This window comes from Psychrobacter sp. NG25, from assembly GCF_015234355.1.
GTDB lineage: Bacteria > Pseudomonadota > Gammaproteobacteria > Pseudomonadales > Moraxellaceae > Psychrobacter.
Map to the genome: position 1 here is coordinate 109,439 of NZ_JADGMV010000007.1, position 13,683 is coordinate 123,121.

Below are 13,683 nucleotides of genomic sequence, written 5' to 3' on the forward strand. Positions count from 1 at the left end.
CGCTTAGCCTACTATTTGTAGTACTTTCACTTGCCTTCCTTGTATCCAAATTATATTAAACCGACTATAGTCAAAAGAGGTATCGACGATTACTTGAGGCTTAAGTAGCCATATTAACAGATTAGCGCGTTGGCCTGTTTTGAATTAACTGGTAAGTTCATTTTTTGTGCGAGGCCGTCTTAGCAGCTAGCGCAGCACGAGGCTCTTCTTTGATCAAGATTTTGGCTAAAAATAAACCAAGCTCAAACAACAACCACATCGGAATGGCAAGCATCAGCATTGACACCCCATCGGGCGGTGTGACGACTGCCGCCACGGCGAAACAGCCGACAATGATATAACGACGTTTATCTTCTAGACTTTGAATGGAGACAATGCCAGTCAATATCAATAGCAAGGTAACGACTGGAATCTCAAAAGTTAAGCCAAATACCATAAACAGTTTGAGTGCAAAGCTCAGGTAACTGTCGATATCTGTCATTGGTAGGACGTTTTGCGGGGCAAACATGATAAAGAACTTTAGCACCCCTTTGAGTACGATAAAGTAAGCAAACGCTACGCCAGAATAAAATAAGAATATCGAAGATAGTAGTACTGGTATTGCGATTCTCTTTTCTTTTTTATATAGACCAGGCGCTACAAATGACCAGATTTGATACAAAATATAAGGCATGGCAAAGAATGCAGCGACGAAAACAGTCAGACGTATCGGTGCCATAAAGTTGGAGGTGATATCTGTCGCAATCATGGTTGAATTGGCTGGCAGTTGTGCAACCAATGGATCTGACAACAGATTATATAGCTCGCGTGAAAATCCGACTAACGCTAAAAATATGACCAGTACAGCAACACATATTTTGATTAAATGTCTACGTAGCTCAATCAAATGCTCTGTGATAGGCATGTCAGCCACAGCACTTAATGCATCTGTAGGCTCATTTTTATCTATCGCATCGGTAGTTGCTTCTTTGTCTGAACTAGCAACTTTTTCTTGGCGGCTTTTTTTGCGTTTGAATAATCCCATCAATCAGACTCCTGTTTATTGTCAGAAGTCTGCATGCTTACAGGACTGTTTAATAAAACGTCGGCTTTATAATTCGGCAGGTAGGGAGGCATAGGTAAACGGCGAGCTTTGTCATACGCACCAAGACGGAACCACATATTTTCCCAAGGTTTGGTCGTGATGTTTTGAACCACTTGATGAGTATTATCTTGGGGTGTACTGCCTGTGGGAAAGCCGTGTAAACAGTCGTCTGCTTCTAATGGCTGCTTAGTATCTGCTAGTGTCGTATCTTGCCCATAGGCGTAATCGAATGCTTTAGGCGTGACTGACTGACTTTTTTGTTCACTACTATTTTGCTCACCATTATTGTCATCAGCTCTGACATGTGCAGCCTTACCGACAGTATCATTCGCGGCATTAAAATGCTGGTTTTGAGCGTTTTCGAAATCTTTCATATTGCCACGCATTTCTGCTAGCTCGCGTTTCATATCCGACTCAGTTTGACGAATTTTGGCCAGCTCTTTTTGCATTTGCTGCCGTGTCTCAGCCAAATCTAGCTCAGCCTCTATTTCTGACTGTAAGGTAGATACCGTGCGGCGAATTTTGGCATACCATTGCCCAGCAGTCCGCGCTGCCTGAGGCAGTTTTTCTGGACCCAGAACAATCAAGGCGATTATGCCAAAGAGGAGTAATTCAGAAAACCCAATATCAAACATAATGGTTGAGTGTCACTATCTAGGAACTACAGGCTGGCGAAGTGCTATAGGCATTATACGTTGTGCTTATCGTCAGTAGGGGCTGCGTTGATATCGCTATTATTGACGTTGTCAGTAGCTGAGCGATCTGTGGTACGGGTATTGCTATCGTGATCAAGGACGGCGTGCTTTTTAGCATGCTCTGTATTTTCGTCTTTGACCGCTTCTTTGAAGCCCTTAACTGCGCCGCCTAAATCTTTGCCAGCATTTCTCAGTTTAGAGGTGCCAAATACGACGACCACCACAACCAATAGTATCAGCCAATGCGTAATAGAAAAACTGCCCATAAAGCTATCCTCATGTCTTGGTTTTCAGTCTATATATGAATACTTTACGTTTATATCTTTGCGTTTATCACATAGCAATATAGTAAACAAAAAGTATCGACATATAATGCGACGTTAAAAGAGCTATATTATAACCTGCAGTTGTGACAAAAGGGTGAAATCGCAAAATATTCAAACAGGGTAGTTGATTATCTTACGATTTCACAAGCTGCCTTCACGAGATTAAATTTACAACATCACAAGTTATCGTGACGCTTTTTCATCAATGCCCGAGAGTCCAAAGCGACGTCCTAGCTCGTTTAATACAGCGTCCGACTCTATATCGAACCATGCCAGTCCAACCAACGTATGAAACCAGACATCAGCTACTTCATAAATGAGCTCATGACGTGCCTCATCATATTGCGCTTTGTCTAGGCTTTCGTCACAACTGGCAAAGTCTTTGGCAGCGATGATGCTTTCGGTACTTTCTTCACCGACTTTTTCTAATATTTTATTTAACCCTTTAGCATACAAGCTGGCCACATAAGAGCTATCGGCGTCAGCGTTTTTGCGTTCAGCCAATACATTATCAAGCTGCTGCAAAATAGAGACGTTCTCTGTTTGATTAGACTCAGCGTTAGTGTCATCTTTAGCAGTGGTGTTATTGGGTTGCAGATTGGTTTGTAGACTGCTATCCGCCGTCTCAGTTGATGCATAAATATTCGCAGGGTCTTTTAGTACTTTATCAACGGTTTCCCACTCAGGCGTTTGTCCAGATAAATCTAAACGCTGATAAAAACAAGACTCTCGGCCAGTGTGACAAGCAATACCACCAGCTTGGGTGACATCAAGTACAATCACATCTGCATCACAGTCCAAGCGAATATCGTGGACAGTTTGAGTGTGACCTGACGACTCGCCTTTGTGCCATAATTTGGCACGTGAGCGCGAAAAATAAACGGCTGTCTGCGTTTGTGCAGTCAGTTGGAGCGCTTCCGCGTTCATCCATGCCATCATCAAAATACGCCCAGACTTATGGTCTTGAGCAATCGCAGGAATCAAACCATCGTCATTAAATTTTATGGCAGCCAGCCAAGCAGGTAAAGTCATAATATATCTGTCATCTTGTAAGTATGAAGTAGGGAATGGTCAATGCATCATAGCCATTCACTCTCTTGATATGGAGAGTGAAAAGGCTCTTCGAGCAAAGACAGTATTTTAAGAAAAACAATGTTAAAGATTAACTAAGTGTGGGTATAGCGCTTCTTTTAAAGTGTTGTTGAGCGCAGTCACTTTATTTAGCCGGAAGTCGTAACTGAGAAAATGCAGTCGTGCTTTCGCCACTGTTTCACCCGTATGCATACGCGTGACTTTTATCACCATATTTCCGCCGTCATCATACAACGGCTCGACGCCTATCTCAAACAGGAGTTGGTCACGCAATCGTACACGACTATCAATGTTTAACTGTAACTCATCAATAATTAAGCCCTGATAGTCGGCATTGATCTCTTTAATCCCTTTGGAGTATAAGAATCGCGCGCGCGCTTCAGTCACCAAGGCTGTCAATGACTCAAGTGTCAGATGCTGGCCTATATCTACCTCAGTATGACGTACACGCATGACTGTTTCAAAGACAAATAAATCGTTATCAAAATCCAACTCTTTTCTTGACACATTATTTCCTAGGTTGACGGCAGGTGATGAGTTCTGCTGAGCTTGATATAGATTGGTAACATCGTAACGATGCCGACCATATGATATACGGCTAATAAGTGTGATAAGTAGTCTTGTATTATTAGCGCCTAAACTATACCAATACTCACTCTCTACTTAAGCACAGCTTAAGCTGACATTCAATCTATTTGCAGAGGATTTCCCTGTTTTATTGGTGTTTTTATGAGAAAGGCTAGCAGTCGGTTCATACTCGTTATCTACTATGATGGTTTACTGGGGCATGATTAAAACTTTCCTTGGCAAAACAGCGTGCTATCTGCTAAAATACGGCCTCCCACCTCAAGGCAAATAGAGGTTTAGTGGTTGTTTTTAAAGCCACTATTCGTTATGTACTATTTGACGACCAGGTTCTATCAAAGACAAAGAGGCAAATCATCATGAAAGTTAAGATGAAAACCAGAAGCGGTGCAGCTAAACGCTTCAAAAAAACAGCAAACGGCTTCAAGCGTAAGCAAGCAAACAAAAGCCATATCTTGACCAAGAAATCAGCTAAGCGTATTCGCCAGTTGCGCGGTCTTAAGATGGTGGACAAGTCTGACGAAGCAGCAGTTCGTCGTATGTGCCCATACATCTAATAGCCTATCGTCATATGCATTTAATCAAGCGCTATTTAATTAATAGCCACTTAATTAAAAATATTTGACCTTGCAATCTGATAACGATGTCTACTATTCGATGACATCGTGATTCGTTTAATAATGATTAAAAATATCTTGGAGTAATTTATGGCCCGTGTAAAACGTGGTGTACAGGCGAATCGTCGTCACAAAAAAATCTTAAAACGCGCAAAAGGCTACTACGGTGCCCGTTCACGTGTTTACCGTGTAGCGGTACAAGCAGTGACCAAAGCTGGTCAATATGCTTATCGTGACCGTCGCAACAAAAAACGTACCTTCCGTCGTCTTTGGATTGCACGTATCAATGCTGGTGCACGCTTAAACGGTTTAAGCTATAGCCGCTTTATCAATGGCATGAAAAAAGCTAACATCGCAATCGATCGTCGCGTACTTGCTGACATCGCTATGCATGATGCAGCGACTTTCACTGCATTGGTTGAAAAAGCAAAAGCGGAACTAGCATAAATATTAGCCTATCTAAATGAATAGAACTAATATTGATTAATAGTACGATATTAATAAAAGCTACCGCTGGTCGGTGGCTTTTTTTATATTAAAATATTTTAGAGCTGACTTTATCTGGGCTATCAGTACTCAGATAAAGTTCGTTTGATGTGGAAGTGAATTTTTCGTTGTCTAAATATTCAAGCCATTCATATTATTAGCCTTTATTTTAAAATGAATGGGTAAATGGTTTGCAATATTTGGTCAAACCCCTACAATTACCAATCACTATTATTAATAGTCCGTTTAAATCAGGAATAATGCGTCTTATGACTACCCCTGCTGCTATCAACGATTTGTCGGCGCTACCGACCTTATCCTCAGAGCTCAGTGAGCTGAATGAAGCTCAACTGACTGAGTTTGCGAGTGCTGCTGAAGCATTGGTTTTACAGATTACTGATGCGCGTGAGTTGCAAGATTTGCGTGTGCAATTGACAGGTAAAAAGAGCCCATTAACTGGCTGGTCAAAGCAAATGGGTAAACTCAGTGCTGATGACAAAAAAACCTACGGTGGCTGGTTGCATCAAGTTCGTAGCCGTATTCAGCAAGCATTGACTGATCAGCAACAACAATTGGAAGTGGCCGCATTAAATGCCAAGCTTGAAGCAGAAAGTATCGATATTACTTTGCCTGCTCGTGGTGGCCCAAAAGGTCATTTGCATCCAGTAACGATGATTACTCAGCGTATGCAACAATATTTTATTCAAGCAGGCTTCAATGTCGCGACTGGCCCTGAAGTCGAGAGCGATTACTATAATTTTGAAGCACTAAACATTCCGTCGCACCATCCAGCACGTGCGATGCACGATACATTCTATTTTGATGCGCACTATCTGCTGCGTACGCATACCAGTCCTGTGCAGATTCGCACAATGGAAAAGAATGAACCGCCTATTCGCATTATTTGCCCAGGTCGCGTTTATCGCAATGACTCAGATCAAACCCACTCGCCGATGTTTCATCAGTTAGAAGGGCTTATGGTTACGGAGTCGAGCACCTTTGCTGAGCTAAAAGGCTTGATTAGTGAGTTTTTAGAAGCATTCTTTGCCAAAGAATTGACCGTTCGTTTCCGCCCATCATTCTTCCCGTTTACTGAGCCTTCTGCAGAAGTAGATATCTTAGATGACAATGGTAAATGGCTCGAGGTCATGGGCTGCGGTATGGTGCATCCACAAGTATTAACCAACTGCGGCATTGATGCTGAAAGATACACTGGCTTTGCGTTTGGTATGGGTATTGAGCGCTTTGCGATGCTGTATTACGGTATTGACGATTTGCGCCTGTTCTTCCAAAACGACGTACGCTTCTTAAAGCAGTTTGGCTAGATTTTAGTTTTTGATACTAATACGCCTACCTTTACTCTAAAATTTTGATCCGAGATATTTATGAAAATTAGCGAACAGTGGCTACGTCAATGGGTGAACCCCACTAATACCAGCGAACAGTTGGCCGAACAGTTAACCATGGCAGGGCTAGAAATTGATGATCGCTATGCGGTTGCTCGTGCCTTTAGTGGTGTGGTCGTCGGTGAAGTCGTCAGCGTTGAGCAGCATCCAGATGCGGATAAACTGCGAGTCACGCAGGTAAATATCGGTGAAGCTGAGCTGCTACAAATTGTATGCGGCGCACCTAATGTCACCGTTGGTATGAAAGTACCTGTTGCCACCGTTGGGGCAGTGCTCCCAAGCGATGACAAAAAAGGTTTTAAAATTAAAAACGGTAACCTACGCGGCGTGGCCTCTAACGGTATGCTTTGTGGTGCTTCCGAAATTGATTTAACGGATAGCATAGACGGTTTGCTTGAATTACCTACAGATGCGCCGATCGGTACAGATATCCGTGAATATCTAGGCTTAGATAATCAGATATTGGATATCTCTATCACACCAAACCGTGGTGATTGCTTTAGTGTACGTGGTATTGCACGTGAAATATCAGTCATCAACGACTTACCAATGCAAATGCCAACCATCGCTGAAAACATCACTATTACCGAAAATGGTGCAACGCCAGCCGTAACGGTAAATGCCGTTGAAGCCTGTCCACGCTACTTATTACAATCGATTAGCAATATTGATCGTAGCATTGAGACACCAAAGTGGATGCAGGATGCGCTTGTTCAATCAGGACTACGCTCACACAACTTCCTGGTTGATGTGACCAACTATGTATTGATGGAGTTGGGTCAGCCGCTACATGCTTTTGATGCAGATACCATCGTTGGTGATATCGTTGTGCGTTTGGCACAGCCTGCTGAGACCATTACTTTACTCAATGAGCAAACGGTTACTCTAACGGGTGATGAGCTCGTGATTGCTGATGATAAAGGTGCACTGGCGCTCGCTGGTATCATGGGTGGTCAGCGTAGTAGCGTCACTGACAGCACGACCAATATTATTGTAGAAAGTGCTTTCTTTGGTCAGCTTGCTATCGCTGCTCGCGCACGCCGCTTTGGTCTACATACTGATGCGTCGCAACGTTTTGAGCGTGGGGTAGATTTTGAATTACCAGCGCTAGCATTGGCACGTGCTTGTGATTTGATTATTAGCATCACTGGTGGTCAAGCGGGTCCTATCGTAAAAGCTGAGAGTGCTGAGCATTTACCAGCACGTGCGCCAATTACTTTGCCAATCACTAAAGTTCGTGATGTCATCGGGATCGATATTGAGCCAACAGAGATGGTGCGTATCTTAACTCAGTTAGGGTTTGAAGTGGAGCAACAAGCAGATGCGTTAGTCTGTAAGCCACCATCTTATCGTTTTGATATGAGTATCCGCGAGGATCTTATCGAAGAGATTGCCCGTATCTATGGCTATGACAATATTCCAAGTGTGTTGCCGCACTTGCAAGTAAGCATGGATTATGACGATACCGCTGACTTGACTCATGAGATGAAGCTGGCATTGGTCGATACTGGCTATATGGAAGCGATTAGCTTTAGTTTTAGCGATGCAAAACTAGAAGCATTGCTCGATGACGAAGCACTGGGAGAGGTACTGGCACTGGCCAATCCTATCTCTAGTGATTTAGCCGTTATGCGCCGCACCTTACTGTCAAGTTTATTACCATGTGTGCAATATAACTTGAACCGTCAGCAACCACGTGTGCGTTTCTTTGAAACAGGTCTTAGCTTTGTCGGCCAGAGCATCAGCGAATTAGTACAGACCCCAAGTATTGCGTTGGTCGCAGTCGGTAATGTGTGGGATGAGCAAGCCTATCAGAATCGTGCTTTAGATTTTTATGACCTCAAACATGATATCGAGCAGTTATTACCTGCGCAAATAGAGGGTGCTCGTATCCGATATGAGCGTAGTGGACTAAACTTTTTGCATCCTGGTCAAAGCGCTAAATTATATATCGATGATCAGTACGTTGGTTGGCTTGGCCAATTGCACCCTAATACTGCAAAACAGTTAGACCTACCAGCCACTTGGGTTGCGCAGCTATCACTTGCACCATTATTGACGGTCGCTCGTGAGCAGCATGCTATCAGCACGCCTAGTAAGTTCCCACAAGTACGCCGCGATATTGCCATTCTAGTCGATAGTGATATTAGTTTGCAGACACTAGAAACTACGATTCGTGCTGCCGCAGGCGAGCTATTGACAGATCTGTGGTTATTTGATGTTTATCAAGGTGATAAAGTACCGACAGGTCAGCGCTCATTGGCATTTGCACTCGTATGGCAAGACAGTACGCAAACCTTATCTGATGACGTAGTAAAAACGACTACTGATCAGGTTGTGCAAGCGCTAACAGAACAGCACTCTGCGCAGTTACGCGATAGCTAATATTTAATATAGACAATAAACGATGCTCTGTAGCTTTTCTATTCATAAGGCTACGGGGCATTGCTATTAATAGAAAGCCCTAAAATACGTTAAGTGGTTATTAATAAAGGACTTTCATGCGCTTTTTATTAAAAAAACGTCCAAAAACCTTTATAATAGCTAACATTAACCCTCATACCGCTAAACCATGATATTCGACATCACGACATAGCATAGGAGTTGTACTGTGAGCACCTTAACCAAATCTGACATGATCGAGCATTTGATGAGTCATCTTAACCTAACACGCCAAGAAGGACGCTGTTTGGTTGAGAACTTTTTTGATGAGTTGTCAGAGAGTTTGATTGATGGCAAAGAGGTCAAGCTTTCAGGCTTTGGCAATTTTGAGCTTAAAGATAAAAATAGCCGACCAGGCCGTAACCCAAAAACAGGGGAGCCCGTTGCAGTATCAGCACGCCGTGTGGTTACCTTTAAAACAGGACAGAAATTTCGCCAGCAGGTTGACGAACGTTTATTTGATGCCTAATCTAGATGTGTGTATTGATGATGACGGCTTAAGTTTTTATGTTTAGGTCGTCGATTGATACTCGTTATATAGTCTAAGTATATAAGCTAAGCATGTTGATGTGCTTGAACTATATATGAGTAGCAATATCAGTGAACATTACAGTATTAGCTTGTTATACATCATAAATGACAGGCACAAAAAAAGAGAGCTAAGGCTCTCTTTTTTTTACTACAGTATATTCATCGTATAAACGATAAAATTACTGAGCTGGTTCTTCAACAACAACTTCGTCAGCAGCGTCAACAGCTGGAGTTTCGCTAGCTACATCCATGCTAGTAGTTGCTTCGCCGTCTACAGGAACTTCAGCGTCCATTTCGTCAGTAGCAGTTGCAGCTTGAGCATCAGCGATGTCAGCTTCAGCGCCAGCAACAGCAGCGTCAGCATCAGCAGTTACTTCGCCTTCAGCAGCAGCTTCGTCTAGTTCTGCAGAAGCGTCTTGCACTTCTTCTGATGCGTCAGATAAATCTTCAGCAGCGTTTTCTTTGCTGCTGTCACAGGCAGTTAGGCCCATAGTTGCAGTCATGATACCAGCTAGAGCAAGTAATTTAAGTTTCATAGTGTTTTCTCCGGAAAAATGAAATGATCAATAGCAGCAACATGGGTTGAAATCCGAGATTTCTCAGTATTCAACGACTTCCAGTTACAGCTACTCAGCTTGCACGCATTCTATATGTTTTCTATCTAAATGGAAATAGTCCGTACAATTAAGTAACAATAAAATTGTAAGTTTAATTTTACTTCGTATATTGATTATAATTTTTAACACCCTGTTGGATATCAAAAAAAATGCAATCAATGACATCAGATTGTTTTTAAAGAAGTTTTTTTGGATATTAACTTCTAAATTTACTTGCAATAATTTACTGCTTTCACGATGATTAATCAGTAAATAAATGTAACGTTTGATGTAATGTGAGTAAATTAAGGAGGTGTTATCTATCGAAAGGCATATATAGCCTATTATTTTTAATATAATAGGCTAAAGCACCAAGATAAAAAGCAGTATTGGCTGTAATATTATATGAATAACTATCAATACGAGCAGCAGTACCTATCGTATGTTTGAGGAATAAAATTATGAAATGGCAAGGTCGACGTGGTAGTTCAAACGTACGCACCAGTAGTGGTGGCGGTGGAAAGATGGTTGGTAGTGGTATCGGTGGTATTATCATTGCTGGTATCTTATGGCTAGTATTTGGGGTAAACCCAATGACGGCTTTGCAGACAGGTCAAGCCGTTACTGGCGGTGGAAGTAGTGATACCTCTACTGAAGTTGCAACCAGTACGGATCGGGATACACAGTTTGTAAAAGTAGTACTGGCTGACACAGAAGAAGTGTGGCATCAAATATTTAATGAAGCAGGTAGTACCTATAAAGAGCCTTCATTGATTTTGTTTAATGGTCAAGTGAGTTCAGCTTGCGGTAGCGCTAGCGCTGCGACAGGTCCGTTTTATTGCCCAGCAGATCAGACTGTTTATTTAGACAAATCATTTTTTGTAGAAATGAGTCAAAATCTTGGTATTACAGGTGATAAGCAAGGCTCTAGTGATGAAGGTAACGAAGGCAAAGCGGGTGATTTTGCTCAAGCTTATGTCATCGCGCATGAGGTTGGTCACCATGTGCAGACGTTGCTAGGTATTAGTCAGCAAGTCAACGAAGCCAGTCGTCAGGTCACGCGTGCAGAAGCCAACAAATTGTCAGTACTACAAGAGTTGCAGGCAGATTGCTTCGCAGGTGTTTGGGCGCAGCGTAATCAAGAGCGTGTACAATTCTTGGAAGCGGGCGATATCGATGAAGCTATCAATGCAGCCAGTCAAATCGGTGATGATCGTTTAGCGAAGGCCAGTGGTGGTGCAGTTGTACCCGATAACTTTACCCATGGGACCAGTCAGCAGCGTGTGCAATGGTTCACTCGTGGTCTAGAGAGTGGTAGCGTACAGTCTTGTGATACGTTTAGTGGAGCGCTATAAGGGTACTAGATATCATGATAAGCGTATTTATTTTCAATACGCCTTAGCTAGACACAAAAAAGCCTGCAATCAATTGCAGGCTTTTTTGTGTCTAGCTAAAATTCTATCAAGGTAATATTCAGCCTTGATAAGATCAATTAGCGAGTTTGGTCAAGAATATAAGCACCAGCACCACCTACAGCAGCACCACCAAGTGCGCCACGAGCGATGTCTTTGCTGTCGCCGTTACTTTTAAGAACAGCACCTGCAGCAGCGCCAACAGCAGCACCTTTAGCAGTATTGCTCAAGCCACTGTTGTATCCGTTAGTTGCACAGCCGCCCATGATAAGAGCAGAGCTAGTAAGGGCTGTCATCGCAATAGTTTTAGCAAATTTCATAATATCACCTGTTAAGTTATCAAGTTGGTTGATCATAATCAAAACACGATATTTGCATTGTCCAAGTATTTTGGTACTGGTATAAAGTATCAAGATACTTGGGCAATAGTCTTAAAATAACCTATTGTGTTACCGCAAGACATATCATGGTCTATATTAATAAAGACTGCATTAAATGTATCAAAAATTGATACTGCTGTCGATTTGTGTAGCAGAGTATGCCTATACTAACCCAACTAATAATTTATGCGCGTAGTAAAAGCGCTATTCTTTGCAAATATCCTGTAAAGGATGTTTCTCCACTGTGTCCTTGACGGATGTTTTTCTGGAAGTTATTGTACTTGTATCGATAGTAAGTCGGTTGAGACTACTGATTACCATTTTTAGCTTAAATAGAAAAGACCGCTCGAAAGCGGTCTTTTCTATTTAAGTTAAATGTTTGCTTATTAATAAGCTAAAGCAACTCGGCGCTAGCATTAGTTTTGTGATTTACGTTTCATTTGCTCAAAGAATTCGTCATTGGTCTTCGCTTCTTTTAGGCGATCCAACAAGAATTCAGTTGCTTGTACGCCATCCATCGGCTGTAGCAATTTACGTAAAATCCAAACTTTACGCAATTTATCTTCATCAAGCAGGCGCTCTTCGCGGCGAGTACCAGATTTTTTGATATTAATCGCAGGGAAGACACGTTTTTCAGCCAAATCACGCTCAAGCGTAATCTCTTGGTTACCTGTACCTTTGAATTCTTCAAAGATAACGCTATCCATCTTACTACCAGTATCAATAAGGGCACTGGCAATAATCGTCAAGCTACCACCTTCTTCAACATTACGTGCAGCACCAAAGAAGCGTTTTGGACGCTCAAGCGCATTGGCATCCAAACCACCCGTAAGTACTTTGCCAGATGAAGGGATGACGGTGTTATAAGCACGAGCAAGACGTGTAATTGAGTCAAGTAAGATGACCACATCTTGCTTATGCTCGACCAAACGCTTGGCTTTTTCGATGACCATTTCAGCCACTTGCACATGGCGCTGTGGTGGCTCATCAAAAGTAGAGGCAACGACTTCACCGCGTACCGTACGTACCATCTCAGTGACTTCTTCTGGGCGCTCATCTATCAATAGTACGATGAGATAACACTCAGGATTGTTACGAGTAATTGACTGTGCGATGGTCTGTAGTAGCATCGTTTTACCGGCTTTTGGCGGCGCAACGATAATAGAGCGCTGACCTTTACCAATTGGTGCGATCAAGTCGATGATACGACCCGTCAAATCTTCGGTTGTACCATTACCCAGCTCGAGTTTTAAATGCTCAGTTGGGAATAGTGGGGTTAAGTTCTCAAAGATAAGTTTATGACGTGAGCGATCTGGCGTATCAAAGTTGATTTCGCCAACCTTTAGTAGCGCGAAATAACGCTCAGAATCTTTCGGTGGACGAATCGTACCAGCGATACTGTCACCCGTTTTTAGGCTAAAGCGACGAATTTGGCTAGGGCTGACGTAGATATCATCAGGACCCGCTAAATAAGAGCCTTCTGATGAGCGTAAAAAGCCAAAACCATCCGGTAGAACCTCAAGGACGCCGTCACCATAGATGGCTTCACCGTTACGGGCATGGGTTTTTAGGATAGCAAAGATAATGTCTTGCTTACGGCTACGTGCCATATTATCAAGACCCATTTCTTTTGCGATAGCCAATAGCTCAGCGATTGATTTTTTCTTTAATTCAGTAAGATTCATAGATAGGTCATTAGCAAGTGATCAGATGAGAGATGCCATTAGCAGCACAAGTCACGACATTGATTAAAACAACGATAATATGGCGATAGAGGGTGCGTGCACAGAGCTAGGATTTATGTAGTTTGGGTGTTACATGTCAGCTTATGTACGAATTGCAGTCGTTTGATGCAAGGTAATAAGAAATAAATATAAAGAAGGCTACATAAGAGTCTGCGTCAAAAACTCAATATCAGTAATTGTGTTTAGTCATTTCGTTCAGCAATGGTGTTTATAACGACGATTGTGTTTTTGTTGATAAACACGAGGAGAATAGCGATAAGACACTTATGAAAACAATTAGTTTTCT

At 42.4% G+C, this 13,683-nt stretch carries 14 protein-coding genes; 6 read left to right on the forward strand and 8 right to left on the reverse strand.

Going from position 1 to position 13,683, the window contains the following annotated elements:
• Positions 1-157: 157 nt before the first annotated feature.
• The 5 genes from tatC to IPZ60_RS11610 form a co-directional block, all read right to left on the reverse strand.
• The gene (gene tatC, locus IPZ60_RS11590; protein ID WP_194197937.1) at positions 158-1,024 is read right to left on the reverse strand and encodes a twin-arginine translocase subunit TatC; all 867 of its coding nucleotides are present in this window, start codon (positions 1,022-1,024) and stop codon (positions 158-160) included.
• Entirely contained in the window at positions 1,024-1,719 is a 696-nt protein-coding gene (tatB, locus tag IPZ60_RS11595; protein ID WP_194197938.1) for a Sec-independent protein translocase protein TatB, read from the reverse strand. The genes tatC and tatB overlap by 1 nt, the downstream gene beginning before the upstream one ends.
• Positions 1,720-1,772: 53 nt before the next feature.
• Positions 1,773-2,045 carry a Sec-independent protein translocase subunit TatA gene (gene tatA, locus IPZ60_RS11600; protein ID WP_194197939.1) on the reverse strand — a complete coding sequence of 91 codons (273 nt, stop codon included), beginning with the start codon at positions 2,043-2,045 and terminating at the stop codon, positions 1,773-1,775.
• A 243-nt stretch (positions 2,046-2,288) separates the two neighbouring features.
• The gene (gene hisIE / locus IPZ60_RS11605; protein WP_194197940.1) at positions 2,289-3,137 is read right to left on the reverse strand and encodes a bifunctional phosphoribosyl-AMP cyclohydrolase/phosphoribosyl-ATP diphosphatase HisIE; all 849 of its coding nucleotides are present in this window, start codon (positions 3,135-3,137) and stop codon (positions 2,289-2,291) included.
• A gap of 123 nt (positions 3,138-3,260) precedes the next feature.
• Complete coding sequence (locus IPZ60_RS11610; protein ID WP_194197941.1) at positions 3,261-3,704, reverse strand: thioesterase; 444 nt, start codon at positions 3,702-3,704, stop codon at positions 3,261-3,263.
• Positions 3,705-4,141: 437 nt separating this feature from the next.
• On the opposite strand from IPZ60_RS11610, the gene rpmI reads away from it, so the two are divergent.
• The 5 genes from rpmI (at position 4,142) to IPZ60_RS11635 (ending at position 9,202) form a co-directional block, all read left to right on the forward strand.
• Positions 4,142-4,339 carry a 50S ribosomal protein L35 gene (gene rpmI / locus IPZ60_RS11615; RefSeq protein ID WP_010197866.1) on the forward strand — a complete coding sequence of 66 codons (198 nt, stop codon included), beginning with the start codon at positions 4,142-4,144 and terminating at the stop codon, positions 4,337-4,339.
• Positions 4,340-4,489: 150 nt separating this feature from the next.
• Positions 4,490-4,846 carry a 50S ribosomal protein L20 gene (gene rplT, locus IPZ60_RS11620; RefSeq protein ID WP_011281252.1) on the forward strand — a complete coding sequence of 119 codons (357 nt, stop codon included), beginning with the start codon at positions 4,490-4,492 and terminating at the stop codon, positions 4,844-4,846.
• Between the two features lie 308 nt (positions 4,847-5,154).
• Positions 5,155-6,210, forward strand: coding sequence for a phenylalanine--tRNA ligase subunit alpha (gene pheS, locus IPZ60_RS11625; protein WP_194197942.1), 1,056 nt, complete (start codon positions 5,155-5,157; stop codon positions 6,208-6,210).
• A gap of 60 nt (positions 6,211-6,270) precedes the next feature.
• Positions 6,271-8,676, forward strand: a complete 2,406-nt coding sequence (gene pheT, locus IPZ60_RS11630; protein WP_194197943.1) for a phenylalanine--tRNA ligase subunit beta — start codon at positions 6,271-6,273, stop codon at positions 8,674-8,676.
• Positions 8,677-8,902: 226 nt separating this feature from the next.
• Positions 8,903-9,202, forward strand: coding sequence for an integration host factor subunit alpha (locus tag IPZ60_RS11635; RefSeq protein WP_110923573.1), 300 nt, complete (start codon positions 8,903-8,905; stop codon positions 9,200-9,202).
• Positions 9,203-9,443: 241 nt separating this feature from the next.
• Here the strand turns inward: IPZ60_RS11635 and IPZ60_RS11640 are convergent, their stop codons facing one another.
• Complete coding sequence (locus tag IPZ60_RS11640; RefSeq protein WP_110923572.1) at positions 9,444-9,800, reverse strand: hypothetical protein; 357 nt, start codon at positions 9,798-9,800, stop codon at positions 9,444-9,446.
• Between the two features lie 521 nt (positions 9,801-10,321).
• Here IPZ60_RS11640 and IPZ60_RS11645 point away from each other — a divergent pair.
• Complete coding sequence (locus tag IPZ60_RS11645; protein WP_194197944.1) at positions 10,322-11,215, forward strand: neutral zinc metallopeptidase; 894 nt, start codon at positions 10,322-10,324, stop codon at positions 11,213-11,215.
• A 137-nt stretch (positions 11,216-11,352) separates the two neighbouring features.
• Here IPZ60_RS11645 and IPZ60_RS11650 read toward each other — a convergent pair whose 3' ends face one another.
• Both IPZ60_RS11650 and rho read right to left on the reverse strand, forming a co-directional pair.
• Positions 11,353-11,592: a hypothetical protein gene (locus tag IPZ60_RS11650; protein WP_194197945.1), complete on the reverse strand. Its 240-nt coding sequence runs from the start codon at positions 11,590-11,592 to the stop codon at positions 11,353-11,355.
• Positions 11,593-12,068: 476 nt separating this feature from the next.
• The gene (gene rho, locus IPZ60_RS11655) at positions 12,069-13,337 is read right to left on the reverse strand and encodes a transcription termination factor Rho (RefSeq protein ID WP_055125334.1); all 1,269 of its coding nucleotides are present in this window, start codon (positions 13,335-13,337) and stop codon (positions 12,069-12,071) included.
• Positions 13,338-13,683 lie beyond the last annotated feature (346 nt).